The 17331-nt window shown below is 59.3% G+C and carries 13 protein-coding genes; all 13 read right to left on the bottom strand.

What is annotated here, in order from left to right; translation table 11 throughout:
- Positions 1-2 precede the first annotated feature (2 nt).
- Positions 3-1436, bottom strand: coding sequence for a Gfo/Idh/MocA family oxidoreductase (locus tag PSV43_RS13345; protein WP_300197897.1), 1434 nt, complete (start codon positions 1434-1436; stop codon positions 3-5).
- 57 nt (positions 1437-1493) lie between these two features.
- On the bottom strand, positions 1494-2612 hold the full coding sequence (locus PSV43_RS13350) for a lactonase family protein (RefSeq protein ID WP_300197900.1): 1119 nt from the start codon (positions 2610-2612) through the stop codon (positions 1494-1496).
- A 16-nt stretch (positions 2613-2628) separates the two neighbouring features.
- On the bottom strand, positions 2629-4014 hold the full coding sequence (locus PSV43_RS13355) for a DUF1501 domain-containing protein (RefSeq protein WP_300197902.1): 1386 nt from the start codon (positions 4012-4014) through the stop codon (positions 2629-2631).
- Positions 4015-4027: 13 nt separating this feature from the next.
- A complete protein-coding gene (locus PSV43_RS13360; protein WP_300197905.1) occupies positions 4028-5845 on the bottom strand; it encodes a DUF1549 and DUF1553 domain-containing protein in 1818 nt (605 codons plus the stop codon).
- A gap of 42 nt (positions 5846-5887) precedes the next feature.
- A complete protein-coding gene (locus PSV43_RS13365; protein WP_300197908.1) occupies positions 5888-7369 on the bottom strand; it encodes a DUF1501 domain-containing protein in 1482 nt (493 codons plus the stop codon).
- Positions 7370-7389: 20 nt separating this feature from the next.
- Complete coding sequence (locus PSV43_RS13370; RefSeq protein ID WP_300197911.1) at positions 7390-9516, bottom strand: PSD1 and planctomycete cytochrome C domain-containing protein; 2127 nt, start codon at positions 9514-9516, stop codon at positions 7390-7392.
- 3 nt (positions 9517-9519) lie between these two features.
- Positions 9520-10536 (bottom strand): alkaline phosphatase D family protein, encoded by a 1017-nt coding sequence (locus PSV43_RS13375; protein ID WP_300197915.1) that lies wholly within the window; start codon positions 10534-10536, stop codon positions 9520-9522.
- A 16-nt stretch (positions 10537-10552) separates the two neighbouring features.
- Positions 10553-11557, bottom strand: coding sequence for a Gfo/Idh/MocA family oxidoreductase (locus PSV43_RS13380; protein ID WP_300197918.1), 1005 nt, complete (start codon positions 11555-11557; stop codon positions 10553-10555).
- Positions 11558-11594: 37 nt separating this feature from the next.
- Positions 11595-12839 carry a hypothetical protein gene (locus PSV43_RS13385; protein ID WP_300197922.1) on the bottom strand — a complete coding sequence of 415 codons (1245 nt, stop codon included), beginning with the start codon at positions 12837-12839 and terminating at the stop codon, positions 11595-11597.
- Between the two features lie 51 nt (positions 12840-12890).
- Positions 12891-14228: a DUF1501 domain-containing protein gene (locus PSV43_RS13390; protein WP_300197925.1), complete on the bottom strand. Its 1338-nt coding sequence runs from the start codon at positions 14226-14228 to the stop codon at positions 12891-12893.
- 98 nt (positions 14229-14326) lie between these two features.
- Entirely contained in the window at positions 14327-15508 is a 1182-nt protein-coding gene (locus PSV43_RS13395) for a sialidase family protein (RefSeq protein WP_300197928.1), read from the bottom strand.
- Positions 15509-15540: 32 nt separating this feature from the next.
- On the bottom strand, positions 15541-16593 hold the full coding sequence (locus tag PSV43_RS13400) for a right-handed parallel beta-helix repeat-containing protein (RefSeq protein ID WP_300197931.1): 1053 nt from the start codon (positions 16591-16593) through the stop codon (positions 15541-15543).
- A gap of 46 nt (positions 16594-16639) precedes the next feature.
- Positions 16640-17331 (bottom strand): DUF1501 domain-containing protein (locus tag PSV43_RS13405; protein WP_300197934.1); only part of this gene is annotated, 692 nt, incomplete at its 5' end.

Here is a 17331-nt window from a genome sequence, read left to right on the forward strand (position 1 = left end):
GGTTAGATTTCGGATTCCTTCGGCAGCAGGAAGGGCGCACGATACTCACGACCGAGCAGCGCATTGGCTTGGGCATTTTCGAGGAAGGACTCTTTGCCGCCATCGACACGGAGATGCTGGCCGAGCGTGAGCTTCGTTTTGTCCAGATCGACACCAGCATCGTTGAGGTAGTGACGGGTGCGCTCCAGCGTGTCTTGCACGTCATCGTGGACTTTGATGTCACCGAGATGCTTCGCGATGTCGTTGACCGAGGTCTGCGTCCCGAGCCGATACGAGATGTTGGCGATATGGCAGAGCGAGCTGCTTTGATGACCTTCCTCGATCTCCGCTTTCAGATCCTCCTGCCTGCGGCTGCGCACGGCGTTGAGGAAGTTGGCGAAATGATTCTCGGACTTGCCTTCAAAGGGGCGGATGAGATTGCCTTTTGGATCGTAGAGATTCGTGTCGGCAATGATGCCTTCGCTGCCGTAGAAGAACCACATGGACTTGATCGTGGGATGAAACGGCGCTGATTTAAGACCCCGCGTTTCGGAGATGATGGTCTTGTCGCCGAAATCGAAGATGCCCACCTGAGAGTTCGGCGTCTCCGCAACATCGGTGTAACCGAGACGACCGCCGTAACTCAAGACACTGCGGCCGAGGCCAGTCACACCGAGGCCCCAGCGGCAGATGTCGAGCGAGTGGACGTTATTGTTGCCGATCTCGCCGCTGCCGGTGTTCCAGAACCAATGCCAGTCGTAGTGAAACTTGGGCCGCGTGAGCTTTGGCATCTCCGCAGGTCCGGCCCAGAGGTCGTAATCGCAGCGCGGCGGCATCGCGCAGTCGGCGGGGCCACCGATGGAGCCGCGCCCGCCGTAGATGATGCTCTTGGCGAGCTTCACCTCGCCGAGCTTGCCTTCGCTCATGTATTTCACGGCTTCGGACAGAGCTCCACGCGAGCGATTCTGCGTGCCGCCCTGGCAGATGCGACCCAGCTTCCGCGCGGCCTGCACCATGCGCCGCCCTTCGATGACGTTGTGACTCACCGGCTTCTCCACATACACATCCTTGCCAGCCTGCATCGCCCAGATCGCCGACAGGGAGTGCCAGTGATTCGGCGAGGCGATGAACACGACATCCACCGATTTGTCTTCCAGCACCTTGCGCAAATCCTGCACTTTTTTCGGCATCGGCCGCTTCAGTTCGACGAGCAGAGCGCCCAATTCATCCGTACGATCAAGGTCCGGGTCACAAACATACGCGACATCGCAGCCGGAAATCTTCGCCAGTTCCTTGGCATGCGCCTTGCCCCGTATGCCGCAGCCGATGATCGCAGCGGTTATTTTATCATTCGCGCTGACCGGTTTGGAGTCGGCGGAAAACAACGGCACAGGCAGGCTGACGGCGGCAGCCATGAGGGAGTCTTCGAAGAAGCGACGGCGGGTGAGATTGCGCATGGTGCGTGACTATACGCCCCGCCAATGTCGCTTCTGCCACTGAAATTCGCGCTGCGTTCACTTCACCCAGCGCATGCACGATGGCATCGGCATCTCAATGGGAGAGCCATTCGCGACGATCTTACCGTTCGTGGCATCAATCCGAAACACGACCACATTGTTTCCCGGCATGTTCGCACAGAGAAGCCACTGGCCATCCGGGGTGATGAGCAGATTCTGCGGCCCTTTGCCGAGGCTGGGATCGATGGAGAGGAGCGTGAGGCTGCCGTCATCCCCAATGCGATAGGAGGCGATGCTGTCGTGACCGCGATTTGTGCCGTACAGAAATTTGCCGTCGGGGGTGATTTTCAAGTCGGCTGTGTAACTCTTGCCGCTGAAGCCGGTGGGCAGCGTGGAGATGGTTTGGCGCTCGGTGAGGGAGCCGGATGCGTCGGCGTAATCAAAGCAAGTCACGGTATTGGCCAGTTCGTTGATCACGTACACATGGCTGCCGTTGGGATGAAATGTGATGTGACGTGGGCCGGAGCCGGGCTGCATCTTGGCAAAGGGCTGGGCCTCATTCGGAGTGAGCTTTGCCGTGGCCGCATCGAGTTGATAAACCAGGATTTTGTCGATGCCCAGATCGGCAGAGAGAGCAAAGCGATTGTCCGGACTGACGACGATGCTGTGCGCGTTTGGCCCCTTCTGGCGCTGTGGATCCGCACCGGAACCACTGTGCTGCATGAAAGAGACAGCTTCTCCCAGCGAGCCGTCTGGTTTCACCGGCAGCGAGGCCACACTGCCAGATGCGTAGTTCGCCACCATCACGGTCTTGCCCGTGGCATCCACATCAACGTAACACGAAGCCGTTCCACGCGCAGACTGCTGATTGAGCCGCTTCAACTGACCGCTGCGACCCTCAAGCGCATATGCCGCCACCAACTCGTCCTCGGCACCGCCAAACTTCTCGGCATTGATCGCATACAGGAATCGTTGGTCAGGCGAAACCGCGAGGAAGAATGGATTTTGGATGTCCGTGGTGCGATGCAAAGGCTGCAGAACGCCGGACTGCGAGTCGAAGCGGAATGCATGAATGCCAGCTTTGTCACCTGAGGCGAAGGCGGAGATGAACACCAGGGGTTCCATGGCAGCCAAGGACACGGACAGTGAAGTGAGGAGGAGAAGTAGGGAACGCATGATGGATTGATGAACGTCACGCAAGGATGTCCGTCACCACGTCACCATAGACGTCGGTGAGGCGGAAGTCGCGACCGGCGTAGCGGTAGGTGAGCTGTTCGTGATCGAGGCCGAGCTGATGCAGGATGGTGGCGTGCAGATCGTGCACGTGAACCTTTTTTTCGACGGCATTCATACCAAGCTCATCTGACGCGCCATACGCCAGACCGCCCTTGATGCCGCCACCGGCGAGCAGGGTGCTGAAGGCGGTGTGGTGATGGTCGCGCCCGCGCTTCATCGGGTCGATCTTCTTGTTTTTGTCTTTGTTTTCCTGCGAGTAGGGCGTGCGCCCAAACTCGCCGGTCCAAACAACGAGCGTGTCATCGAGCAGGCCGCGCTGCTTCAAATCGCTGATGAGCGCGGCAGAGGCGCGGTCGCTGTCGGCGCAGAGTTCGGGGTGGCGCTTGTAGTGGTCGCTGTGCGTGTCCCAAGGCTGGTTGTTGTTGCTGGTGTAATAGACACTGATGTAGCGCACGCCGGACTCCGCCAGACGGCGCGCGAGAAGGCAGGAGCGGCCAAAGGGTGTATCGCCATACAGCTCGCGCATCTTGGGCGGCTCGCGACTGATGTCGAAGGCCTCGCTGGCGGCGCTTTGCATGCGGTAGGCGGTTTCCATCGACTTGATCTGTGATTCGAGCGCCGAGTCGTTGTCACGACGTGCGGCATGAAGCTGGTTGAAGCGCTGGATGAGATCGACCTGCCGACGCTGCTGCGTGCTGCTGAGCAGAGGATTGCGCACATTGGCGATCAGCTTGTCCACGTTCATGTCGGATGTGATGACACCGGTGGCCTGAAATTCGGCAGGCAGGAAGGAATTGCTCCACAGCGCCGGGCCGACCACGATGTTTGGCGTGGGCCGCAGCACGACGAAACCGGGCAGATTTTCATTTTCGCTACCGAGGCCGTACAGCACCCAGGAACCGAGCGACGGACGGATGGGCTGGATGTTGCCGGTGTTCATCATGAGCAGCGCGGGCTCATGATTGGGCACGTCGGTGTGCATGGAGCGAATGACACAGCAGTCGTCGATGATGCTGCCAAGTCGAGGCAGGCTTTCGCTGACCTCGATGCCGCTCTGACCGCAGCGATTGAATTGCAACGGCGACGACATGAAGCCGCTGGTGGCGGGTGCTTTGTAGAGCTTGCCAGAAGGCTGCTGGCCTTCGTATTTCTTCAGCGCAGGTTTCGGGTCAAAGGTGTCGATGTGCGAGGGCGCACCATTCATGAACAGGAAGATCACCCGCTTCGCCTTCGGGGTGACCTGCTGCTTGACCGCAGCCTGAGCCTGTGATCCGAGCATGCCGGCCAGACCGATCGCGCCGAATCCAGCGGAGAGGCGCTGCAGGGCGTCGCGGCGGTTCATTGGTGAGGTTGAGTCAGTCCACATAGAGCATTTCATTGGTGGCCAGCAAGGCCTGGGCAAGCTGTTCCCAGCCGGTCAGAGTGCTGTCGGTCGGGGTTTCCTGCAAAAACGCCTGCGCGACGGCGACTTCTTCCGCCAGAGGTTCGCGGGCAAACAGCAGGGCGTAGGTATTGCGAATGCGTGAGGCCTCATCGGCTGCGCTGTGCTGGATGCGGGTAGCCAGCGCCTTGGCCTGACCGATCATGAAGGCGCTGTTAATCAGGAAGAGCTTCTGCGTGGGCGTGGTGCTAGAGGAGCGGCGTGCGGCGTGAACGTTGGCGTCCGGGTAGTCGAACAGCATGAGGGTCTTGTTCAACTCGCGACGGCTGATCTTCGAGTAGAGAGTGCGCTTGTGATGACTCACGGCCTCAAGCTCGATCGAAGCACCGCCTGAGGTGTCCAGATCGCCGGAGACAGCCAGAACGGCATCGCGATACTGTTCGATGCTCAAACGACGGCGCTGCATGTGCCAAAAGTTCTCGTTTGCCTCATCTAGCTGCGCGTTTGCCGCACTGCCCTGGCTGCTTTGACGGTAGGTGGAGGAGAGAACGAGCTCGCGCATGAGCTGCTTGACCGACCAGCCGTTTTGCATGAAACGCAGGGCGAGATCGTCGAGCAGGGCCGGATGCGTGGGCTTGTCACCAGTCACGCCAAAGTTGCTGGTGGTGCGGGCAAGCGGCTTGCCGAAGAGCATGTCCCATAAGCGGTTCACCATCACGCGTGCGGTGAGCGGATTGGATGCATTGGCGATCTGTTGCGCCAGTTCGCCGCGACCGCTGCCCTGTTTGAAATTCACCGGCTGATCCTTGCTGAGCACCTGCAAATAACCACGCGGCACTTTGACGGCGCCGGGCGAGTCCATGTCGCCACGATCATAAACCGGTAGATCACGCGAAGGCTCATCCCGCACGATGTGCAGCGTGCCGGAGTCCATTTTATCTGAATTCGTCTTGTTGTCCTCCGCCTTGCCATCGGGGCGCAAGTTCACCATCTGCACGCTGGCGAAGACCCCGGCCAGCGCATAGTAGTCACGCATGGTGATGGGGTCGAATTTGTGGTCATGGCAGCGCGCGCAGCCCACAGTGAGGCCGAGAAAGGTCTGCGAGACGGCATCCACCTTCTCCGCCCACTCCTCCGCCTGCACGTCGAGCCGTGACCGCGCATAGAGTTTGTGGCCGAGACCAAGGAAACCCAGGGCGGGGAGGTCGGCTTTGTTTTGCGGCTCGATCAAATCCACGGCGAGCTGCTTTTTGATGAACTCATCATACGGCAGGCCGGAGTTGAACGCGGAGACGACCCAGTCGCGATAGAGCCAGGCGTTGGGGTAGTTGAGGGAGGAATTGGCTCCCACCTGATGCGCCTGATCCTCAGCATAGCGGGCGAGATTGAGCCACATACTCGCCAGTCGTTCGCCAAAGGCACGGCGGCCCAGCAGGCCATCGACGAGCCGCGCGTAGGCATCTGGTCGTGCATCCGCCAAAAATGCAGCCACCTCCGCTGGAGTGGGTGGCAGGCCGGTGAGGTCCAAGGTCACACGCCGAATCAGGGTGCGCGCATCTGCCGGGGATGCTGGCGTGAGATCGCGCTGCTCCAACTGAGCGAGAATGAAATGATCCACACGCTCGCGCGGCCAGGAGGAGTCTTTCACCTTGGGCAATGACTGCGCTTTGGGTGGAACGAAGGACCAGTGCTGGCGTGCAGCCTGCCAGTCAATCACAGCCGGACCCACCGCCTGCGCGTTGGCGCTAAGCAGGAGTGAGAGAATAAGGAGGTGACAGGGCGCAATAGGCACCCAACTAGAACGCGGGCTGCCGGGAAGTTTTTCCGCCGCAAATCACGCGATCAGGCTTTTCACCACCTTGGCGGGATTCACGCCGGTGAGGCGGAAGTCGAGGCCCTGGAAGCGGTAGGTGAGCTTGTTATGATTGAGGCCGAAGAGGTTCAGGATGGTGGCGTGGAAGTCGTGGATGGACACGGGATCACGGGTGACGTTCCAGGCGAAGTCATCCGTCTCACCATGGACCTGGCCGCCTTTGATGCCGCCACCCGCCATCCACAGGCTGAAGGCAGCGGGATGGTGATCGCGTCCCGTGACTTTTTTGAAGCCTTTACGATTTTCGCCCAGCGCAGTGCGGCCAAATTCGCTGCCCCAGACGACAAGCGTGGTATCGAGCAGACCGCGCTGCTTCAGGTCTTTTAGCAGTGCGGCGATGGGTTGATCAACCATCTGGCTGTTGTGCGCGAGCTGGGGATCGAGGTTGCTGTGGTGATCCCATGAGGCGTGGATGATGTTCACGAAGCGCACGCCGCGCTCCACCATCCGCCGTGCATTCAGACACTGCCGCGAAAAGGTCTGGTAGTTGCCGATGCCGCCGAGGTTGCTCTTGATGGGCGGCTCGATGCGGTTCACGCCGTAGGCATCCAGCGTGGCCTGCGACTCTCCGCTGAGATCGACCAAATCCGGTGCGGCGCTCTGCATGCGGAAGGCGAGTTCGTAACTGTTGATGCGCGCGGCGATCTCGGGATCACCGATGTGTTTGTGCTGGAGACGGTTGAGGTCATTCAACGCACGGATGCTAGCGGACTGCATGTCCGGCGTGATGCCATCGGGGTTGCTCAGGTTTAGCACTGGAGAGGCACCGTTGCGAAACATCACACCCGAATAGGATGATGGCAGGAAGCCGCTGGACCAGGTGGAACTGCCACCGGGCAGGCCCCGCCCCTTGCTGACCATCACGACATAAGATGGCAGCTCCTGCGAGAGATTGCCAAGGCCATACGTCACCCACGAACCCACGCTGGGGCGGCCGAGCCGTGACTCCCCGCAGTTCAGCATGAGCTGGCCGGGTAGATGGTTGAACTGCGTGGTGTGCATCGACCTCACAAGCGCGATGTCGTCGGCACAGGTGGCGATTTGCGGCAGGAGATCACTGATTTCCATGCCGCACTGGCCGTGCTTTTTGAAGACGCGGCTGGTGCCCATCACCGTGGCGCTGTCTTTTTGCAGAAAGGCAAACTTGGCATCTCCCACGATCGAATCGGGGAGCGGCTGCCCGTCGTATTTATTGAGCAGCGGCTTTGGATCAAAAAGATCCATCTGCGACGGTCCGCCTTCGAGGAAAATGAAGATGCAGCGCTCCGCCTTCGGCGCGAAATGGGACATTCGTGTCCCCAGCGGATTCGCTGGGATGTCCGCCTCCGCAGCGAGCAAACCATCCTGGCGCAGAAGCGAGGCCAGGGCGAGCGTGCCCAGGCCACAGGAACTCGTCGCGAGGAAATCGCGGCGGGTTTGGGTGATGAGTTCCTGAGGAGACATAAATGTTGAGTGTGCGCGGGTTATTCTCGGTTGATGAACTCATCAAGGTTCATGAGCACCCGAGCGACGGCAATCAGCGTGGCGGCCTCCGTTTGATCTGACGTGGCGATGGAAGAAGAAATGTTGCCAAGGACCTGCAATGCCTTTGCCCCATCCTTTTTCACACGGAATTTCTGTTCACGGTGAAAGACGGCAAGGCGCTGCAGTTCTTCCGCGCGCGGCAAGCGATTAAACGTCAGCTCAAACAGGAGCTGCAAGCGTTTGGCAACCTCCGGAGGAGCTTCCCGCAACGCACGCAAGGCGAGCGCCTGCGCGGCTTCGACGAAGACGCTATCATTCATCATGGCGAGCGCCTGGAGCGGGGTGTTGCTGCGTTCGCGTCGCACACAGGCGTCTGCGGCATCGGGCGAATCGAAAGTGGTGAGCGTGGGATACAGAACGCTGCGCAGGGTGATGATATAAAGACTGCGGCGGTAGATTTCATCACCCGGGCTGACCTTCCAGTTTGAAGATCGACCGACATCAAACACATCCTCCGGCAGTGGCGGGCGGAAGCTGGGGCCGCCGATGGTACGCTTCAGCAAGCCGCTGACGGCGAGCGCAGAGTCACGTAGAATTTCGGCATCTAGACGGATGCGGTTCTGGCGGGCGAGGAGGCAGTTCAGCGGATCAAGTTCGACGATGTCTTCGCGATGCGCCGAGGACTGGCGGTAGGTCGCGCTCATCACCATGAGCTTGATGAGATGCTTGCGACTCCAGCCATTGCGCATGAACTCGGTGGCCAGCCAGTCGAGCAGTTCGGGATGCGAAGGCGACTCGCCCGCGGTGCCGAAGTCATCCGGCGTGCGCACGAGGCCAAAGCCGAGGAGCTTGCTCCAGATATGATTCACCGCGACGCGGCTGGTGAGCGGATGCTGCGGCGAAACAAGCCACCGCGCGAGATCGAGGCGGTTGGGCTCCGGCAGCAAGGGCTTCGTCATCGGCGGCAGCGCAGACAGGCTGGCGGGAATGACATCGGGGCCGCGCCGTGTGTAGTCGCCCGCCATGTGCACATAAGTCTGGCGGCGATCCTTGCTCACTTCGGCCAGCGTCTGTGCTTTATTCTTCGCATCGCTCCGGTCCTCGGTGTTGTCGAAGAAGGCGTAGAAGCTGTAGAAATCGCGAATGGTGATGGGATCGTATTTGTGCGTGTGGCACTGCGCGCAGCCGACGGTGAGCCCCATCCAGACACGCCCGGTGGTGTTGACGCGATCGACGATATTTTGGTAACGCGCCTCTTCCTTGTCCACACCGGCCTCGGTGTTGAGTGCGGCGTTGCGGTGGAAGCCGGTCGCGGTGAGCTCCTCAAGCGCGGGATCCGGCAGCAAATCGCCAGCGATTTGCTGGACGGTGAACTGATCATACGGGAGATCTGTATTGAAGGCCTGAATGACCCAGTCACGATACAGATAGGCGTTCGGGCGCAGGCCGTCGCCAAGGAAGCCGTTTGAATCTGCGTAGCGTGCCATGTCCAGCCAGTGCCGCGCCCAGCGCTCGCCGAAATTCGGTGAAGCGAGGAGGCGGTCAACGATCTGCTCGTAGGTTTGGTCCGACCAGTTGGATAAAACGGCGAGATCAGCCGGCACAGGCGGGAGGCCGGTGAGATCGAGATAAACGCGGCGAATCAATGCGATAGGATCGGCGGCAGGCGCGGGCTTGAGGCCGTGCGTGCGGAGTTTAGCTTCGATGAAGGCATCAATGGGATTTTTGCTGTCCGACTTCGGCACGGCAGGATGCTTGATCGGCTCGAAGGCCCAGTGATTTTGATATTCGGCACCTTCGACTATCCAGCGGCGGAAAAGATTGCGCTCGGCTTTGGTGAGCTGCTTCGGTGAGGAAGGCGGCGGCATCACATTATCAGAATCGGTGTGAGTGATGCGCTTCCACAGTTCGCTGGCGTCGGGGTTGCCGGGCTTGATGGCTGACTTTACGGCCTCGGCACGCACATCGAGGCGCAGGTCGGCCTCGCGTTTGTCTTCATCGGGACCGTGGCAGGCGTAGCACTTGGCGGCGAGGATGGGACGAATGTCGCGATTGAATTCCACACGCACCTCCGCAGCGAGAGCGCTGCAGGAGATCAGGAGTGCGAGTGGAATGAAGATGCGCATGAGCTAGCTGATTTGTAATTGGCGGAATGACAGGGTCTGCCCGATCTTCGTAACGCCATCTTCGCCGAGGACTTTCACAGCAAGCGTGGCAGCGGCCCAGTCGATGCGCAGATGGCCGACGTTCGGCAGGTGATAGGTGGCAGGCACGCAGCGATTCTTGTTCGGCGTGGGGGTGCCACGCGGATGCTTCTGCGTCATTGAGCTGGTGGTGAAGTCGAACACGCCGTTGTGCGAAAATTCGCACCAATGTCGATCTCCGCTCAAAATCACCGCCGTCTGCCCTTGCAGCAGCTTCATCATCCGCTGCTGCTCGTGCGGCATGTTGGCCCAGCATTCACCGCCATGGGCTTCCGGGGAAAACTGGATGCTGGAAACAATCAGGCGCAGTTCCGCCGGCTGCTGGAGCACCTGCTCAAGCCAGCGCCACTGCGCAGCGCCGAGCATGGTGGTGCTGGTATCATCCGTGGGCACGCAGGAGCCACCGAGCATGGCCTGATCTTTTGGCACCTTTTTGAGCGGGCTGCGGAAGTAGCGGGTGTCGAGCATGACCACCTGCACGCGCTTGCCGACCGGCCCAAAACTCTGCACCTGATAAACGCCCTCCTGCTGGCGACGCGGTGAACCGGCAGGTTCGTCGAGCCAGTTATAGAACTCGACCTGCGCCGCCTTTTTGTGAGGGTAGTCACCGCCGCCGTCGTTTTGGCCAAAGTCGTGGTCGTCCCAAGTGGCTAGGAAGGGTTTCTTTTTCACGCCTTGAAAAAAGCGGCTGTTTTTGAGCAACGCGTACTTTTCCTGCATCATCGGGATGCCGCCTTTGTCGGCATAGATGTTGTCCCCCATGAAGATGAACAGATCACGCGACAGGGTGAGTGTGCGATCAAGCATGGGGTGATCATGCGTGTCGAGGCAGGAGCCAAACACGATCTCCTGCAACGCTGGCTCGTCAGCGGCATGCGCAGCGATCAAACCGATGGCAGGAAGGCTGGCGAGAAAGTGGCGGCGGGTGTTGGGCGGGGACATCGGAGGAGGCGGCCGTTTATGGAACAAGCTTGGCCGCCTCTGCCTTGGCTTTTGCCAGCACGTCAGCCAACGCGACGGGCTTGCCGCCCTGACGGACGCTTTCGTCCGCCGCTTCCATGAAGGTGAAAATTTCGATCGTTTCGGCTTCGCTCACCGGTGGCTCACCAGTGCGGAAGAACTTGCCGATCTGGCGGCACAACGCCTCATAGCTGATGGTTTTGGCCCCCTGTCGCACGCCTTTACTGCCATACACCATGGCACCGAATTCGGACTTTCCCTTCACGATGCCGCGATAGGTGCCAATGCGACCATCCTTCCACACGCCAGTGACTTGATCGGTCATGGTACCTTTACTGCGTGAAACGGTTTCACAGCCCGTGCCCATGAGCGTGAAGAGCGATTCGATGCCGTGAATGGCATAGAAAAACAAGTCCGGCGTGCCGCTCTGGTAGGAACACGGCCCCCAAGTGGTGACACCAAGGATGTCGCCAATTTCCTCGTTGTTTTTCAACGCGATGAGATCGGCACCGAAACGTGACGACGAACTCGACCAGGTCTTGACGTGATGCTTCTTCGCGAGCTCAAACAGAGCGATGGCCTCTGGAAGAGTTCCTGCAATGGGTTTGTCGATATAGACGAGCTTGCCCGATTGGAAGACCTCACGCGCCTCTTTCAAATGGATGCGGCCATCGACGCTCTCAATCAGCACGACATCGACTTTTTCGAGCAGCTTTGGGATGGAATCCACAATCTCCACACCCATGCCGCGCACCTGCTCAGTGAATTTTGCCACGCGGTCCTTGCTGGCTGGCATGTCGGTGCCCCCGGGATAACCCACCACGATTTTGATGCCTGCGAGATCGCCGTCGGCCTTCGGATTGTTGAAGAGCTTCGTGAACGCCGGCACATGTGATGTATCCAGGCCGATGATGCCAGCGCGGAGCGGCTTGAGTGTATCCTGAGCGAATACAGCCCCTACAAGGCTGAGAAAGAGGGCGGCGAGGAGATGAGTGTGTTTCATGTTCGCCTACATCAACGCAGCGAACATGCGGCCTTGTTCAAGTCATCAGCCCTTGAATGTCGATCAGATGCAGTTGGCGACCCTGGCCGCCATGCGGCGCGTCGATGCAGACCAAGCGTTCATCGCGGCTTGAGCGTGGATGATTGTCCACACGCCATTCGCCGGTGTATTCACGAGGTGAATGGAACTCGCCAAGGTCGATGCGTCTTTTTGTCGCGATGTGATACAAGTGAGGAGTCTGAATGCGACGCACGCCTTTCACATAGGTGTCGTTCAAAATCCACTCGTTGTGATGCAGGTAGGTCAGGTGCCCCCCACTGTCGAGCACGCCATGACCGACCTCTTCGAGGATGCCGCTGTCCTTGTCTTCAAAGAGGAAGTCACCCCACTCCTTGTTGCCGAGCCAGTTCTTGGCCTGTGAGAGGATGTGCGTGGCATCGCGCCAGATGAAGTGGGAGGCGTAGCCGTTGGGAATGACGATGCGCAGGTCGCTACCGTCCATGTTGGCAGTGATCAGGCGCGTCAAATGGCCGCCTTTCGGCTGCGTCCAGCGATGCAGCATGATGAAGCGTTTGCCATCGGGACTGACGAGCAGGTGGTAGGCATGGTGCTTGGATTCGGGGTGGTTTTCCATCACCGTGCCAGTCTTAGATAGCAGCTCATGCGAAACGATGAGCTTCTCCCCGCCGGTTTCGAGATTCACGTGGGTGACGCCGCTGCCTGCGGGTGCCATGTCATCATAAAAACGGTCCTTGATGCCAGCATAGCCGTAGCCGGGGCGGCAGTCGGCCACGCGGGCGAAATCGCAGCTCACGGCTTCTTTGCCGTTTGGAGCCAGAGAGTAGATCGGGCTGGGCAGCGTCTGTTTCTCGCCCGTCTTCACATCGAGGATGTGACTGACGAAGCGGTCTTTTTCACGATCATTCCAGATCACCTTCGACTCGGTGCCGGGAATCCATTGGAGCATGCAGCCCTGCTGCCAGCACCAAGCGCGCGTCTTACCGAGCGGGATCCACTTGTCCTTCTCTTGTAGATCGACCATGCCGACTTCGATCTCATCATCTGCGGTCGGAGAACGATGCTCAAAGCCGACCTTGTTGCTGAGAACAAAGCGGTTGTCCGGCGAGAACTGGAGTTTGTCGTAGTAGCCGAACCAGTGAAAGCCCGGCCCTTTGGTGATGACCCTTGTCGGTGGAAACTTGGGGGCTTCCTGGCCGCGTGCGGCGAGCGAGCCGAGGGCGAGAGTGGAGAGAAACTGGCGGCGGCTGGGGTGTGTCATCATCGAACAGAGAGCACTGGGTGTAGAGAGGAGTTCATCGGCAGACAAGGTGGCTCACGCCAGCTCCTTGATCGGCAGGTATTCGTTATCAACCAGGTAATGTGGGCGACCCGAAAAATCCGACACCGTGCTGGTATGCGGATTGATGCCTAGGTTGTTGTAGAGCGTGGCGAATATTTCCTGGAAGTGTACCGGCCGATCTGTGGCCTCACCGCCGAGACGATCCGTTGCACCAATGACCTGCCCATTCTGCATGCCGCCACCAGCGAGCAGCGCACAGGAGACGTTCGGCCAGTGATCGCGCCCGCCTTTGTTATTGATGAGCGGTGTGCGCCCAAACTCGCCCCAGGCGAGCACGGTCACATCTTTGTCCATGCCGCGCTCATGCAGGTCCTGCACCAAGGCGCTGATAGCTTGATCAAAGTCGGGCAGGTTGGCCTTCGCGTTCTTGAAATTGTCACCATGCCAGTCCCAGAAGCTGTAGCTCAGTGTCACCACACGCACGCCAGCTTCCACCAATCGGCGCGCGAGGAGGAACTGCTCATTGAGCCGTGGGGCGGCGTCGCCTTGGATCTTGTCGGTGCCTTTGCCGTACCGTTCACGGATCTTGGGTGACTCTTTGGAAAGGTCGAGCGCTTCGACGAGGCGTGAGGAGGTCAGGATGCCCATCGCCTGCTCCCTGAAGACGTCGATCCCAGCCATGGTGCCAGAGGCATCTGCCTCGCGGCGGAAATTGTCGAAGGCGGAGAGCAGTCCGCGACGGTTCTCCAAACGGTCCAGGGTCACGCCGTTAAGCGACATGTCTTCCTTGCCGCGTTCCAAGGGCATGAAGGGGGCATGCGACACACCAAGAAAGCTCGGACGGCCCTGATTGTAAGGCGTGTGCTTCATCTGCTGCGAAAGGTTCACATAACCGGGCACTGTGGGTGCGCCGCCTTTGAGCTTGGACACCACACTGCCAATTTCCGGCCAGCCGCCGGGAGGTGCGTTATTGCTCAGGCGGCCCGTCACGCATTGAAAGCTCTCGTGCCGATCCTTGGCCCCCACGACGCTGCGGATGAACGTCAGCTTGTCAGCCATCTTTGCCATACGCGGCAGGTGCTCGCAGAGCTGGATGCCGGGTACATTGGTGGCGATGGGCGAGAACGCGCTGCGCACCTCAGAAGGCGCATTCGTTTTGATGTCATACATGTCCTGATGCGGCGGACCGCCGGGCAGGTAAACCATGATCAGCGCCTTCTGCGATTTGCCGCGCCCCTGAGCCGATTCAGCACGCAAGAGGTCAGGAAAGCTCAGGCCACCCAGACCCAGTCCGCCGATACGAAGGAACGAACGACGGGAAAGACCGTCACAGCAACGGCTGGAAGACTGACGCGAAAGCAGGGTGAGCATGGAGTGATTAAACGAACGAAGTGGAGGAGGTGTTGCGGAAGCGGGGCATGGAAACGCAGCAATTCAGCCTGAATAGATGAAGCCTCGTATCCTGGCGACTACTTGCTGGCTTTCGCATCCAGCTCTGCCAGCTTGAAGCGCACGCTCATGACGTAAGCAGGTTCGCCTTTCGTCCAGTGGCCGTAGGTGGTGGTAACGATAGTGCTATCGGGCAGGACTTCGATGCCGGGATAGGTGCAGTCGGCACCTTTGGTGTTGTCCATGATGCGCACGCGATACTGGCCTTCGGTGCCGTTGACGATGTCCTCGTATTTGCCCACCCAGCCGACCCAGTCGCCTTTGGTCGGGCTGACGTGTGTGGTGTCGCGGAAGCTGATGAACAAACGGCCATCGGGGGTGTATTTGGCGACGTGGCGGTCCCCCGTGAGCGCGGCGGGCAGTTCTTTCGGCTCCGTCCAGCTTTGCCCCTCGTCGTTCGAGAAGATGACGAAGGAATTGAACTTCCGCGAGTTTTCGCGCAGCAGCACGGCGATCTGTTTGCCATCCGGTGAACGCAGCGCACCGGGCTCGCACAGATTGGCATCCGGCAGCATGGCGATGGGAGCGGGTGTGCTCCAGGTGAGGCCGCCGTCTTTGGAAAGCGTGGTGTAAACCCAGAAGCGCCATGCCTTGGCGGGTGCGCCCCGGATGTAGCGGCCGTCATCATGGAAGAAGGCGAGGTAATGACCCGGCGTTTTCAGATCAATCACCGTGCCCATGGCGACGATGCCGCCGAAGTCGCCGATGGGTTTCAGCTCGCTCCAGTTGGACCCATCATCTTCGCTGACGGCCATGCGAATGGGATGCAGACCGCTGAACATGACGATGCGTTTTTTGCCACTCGCATCGACCACGCGGTGTAGCGTGGGCACCTCCACGGAAGTCTCCCATGATTTCGGTGTTGGCAGGCGATCACTCCACGTCAGGCCCGCGTCATTGCTGCGCTTGTAAACGATGGCTCCGCGTCCATGACCTTTGGGATAGACGGTCAGAATCGTCTTATTGTCTTCGAGCAGCAGCGTCGTCGGGTGGCCAAGGTACTGGCCTGGCTCCTGATCGACGATGACCTGGCGTGCCTTTTCACTGCTGATATCGACGGTGGGAATCGTGTAACCCGGCGCGAGTTTGGTTTTGAGATTCTTGGGGGGTGTCAGTGTGACATCGGCCTTTTGCAGGCCGTTTTGGGCCAGAGCAGAAGTGAGCAGCAGAGGGAACAGAACGGCAATGGAACGGAGATGCATGGTGCTGAATCAACGGATTGCGAATCACCTGCCTAGCATGGATCTGTGCCGTAAACGCCTTCAATTTCTGCGGTGGGGAGTTGCGGTTTCGAAGCCGATGGCTTGCCCTCGGCGAACCAGTGGTTCTTCTCGAAGCGAAACGTTTCCGTCGCTGTCGCATCACCGATATTGATTTCGATTTGGACCTGTGAACGGCGAAAGCTGATGCAGTTGCCCTTCACGAGCACATTGCGACACGGCACGAATCCTGGTGCGCGAGTTTCCTGAAGAATACGGAAGATCCATTTCGTGGGAAAGAGGATCGTGTTGCCGCTGAACTCCGCGCCATCGACACCCACAAAAGCAGCAGCGCAGGGACTGCCTTCAATGATGTTTCCACGCACGATAAGACGTGCAGCCTCGTATTTCGCGCCCTGAGGTCGAAAGTAAGCGAGGCCGGTGGAGCCGCCGACATTGACAGGGCGTTCACCGGCGTTGGTGAAATGACATTTTTCGACCGTTACATCACTCGTTCCGCCTTTGAGTTGAATGCCCGCAGAGGCCGTGAAGCCAGCTTTGCCGATGAAGTGGCAACCCGTGATCAATGAGTGGTGGCACCCAACAAAGTCGATCCCCTGCCCACCCCACCCGGTGAGGGTGCAGTCGAGAATCGTGAGGTGGTCGAGACCAGAGCATTTGATGCCGTCGTGATTACCCTGCGGACCAATGTCGCTGACTTCAATGTGATCCAGAGTGATTCCAGTCACCGGTTTATCAAGCTGCCCGCCGTCATCGAGATTGAGGCCATTCTCAGTCTGGCCGCTGATCTTGAGATTTTTCAGCGTGAGATCAGTGCAGCGGCTGAATTGCCAACCGGTCTTTCCGCCTTTGAAAACGGGCGGATTTTTTTCATCGAGAGCCTCAATGGTGAGCTTTTCAACACCCAAGACCTGCTGACCGCCCGCATACTCGCCGGGGGCGATTTTCAGCGTCGTTCCGGACTTCAAATTGCGGAGCGCAGCGCGGAGCGACGCCGCGTCACGGACGACGATGTCTTCCGCGAAAGTGGTGGTGGCGAGCAGTAGAAACAAAAACGATTGGCGCATGATGTGGGAGAGCAAAACGCCATGCGTGATCAATTCTTCCTCATACTCAAACACCCAGCAGCTTGGTCAACGGATGCCCCTCGTTTTGGTCGATTCGTTCGGGGCGTCCTTTGTGGTTGTAGATGAGCTTGGTGTGGTCGAGGCCCATCAAGTAGAGGATAGTCGAATGGAGATCATGCACATGCAGGCGGTCTTCGACGGCGTAGAGGCCGAGGTCGTCGGTGGCACCGTAGGTCTGGCCGCCTTTCACACCACCACCGGCCATCCACATGGTGAAGCCAGTGGGGTTGTGGTCGCGGCCATCGCCCTGCTCACTCATGGGGGTGCGGCCAAATTCGCCGCCCCAGATGACGAGGGTTTCGTCGAGCAGGCCACGGGCTTTCAAGTCGGCGAGCAGACCGGCGATGGGTTTATCGACGGCGTTGCAGAGCCTGCTGTGATTAACTTCGATGCCCTTGTGGCTGTCCCATTTGCTGCCAGCGCCGCTGTAGAGCTGAATAAAACGCACGCCGCTTTCGACGAGACGACGCGCGAGCAGGCAATTGCGGCCAAACACAGCAGTGGCCTCGTTGTCCATGCCGTAAAGCTGCTTGGTGGCCTCGGTTTCCTTGCTGAGATCGACGGCCTGCGGTGCCTCGGCTTGCATCTTGTAAGCGAGTTCATAGCCGCGAATGCGCGCATCCAGCTCGGTGTTGCTGGTGCGTGAGGCACCGTAGTCTTGGTTCAAGGCACCGAGCA

Origin of the sequence: Prosthecobacter sp. (genome assembly GCF_029946185.1) — a bacterium.
Lineage (GTDB): Bacteria > Verrucomicrobiota > Verrucomicrobiia > Verrucomicrobiales > Verrucomicrobiaceae > Prosthecobacter.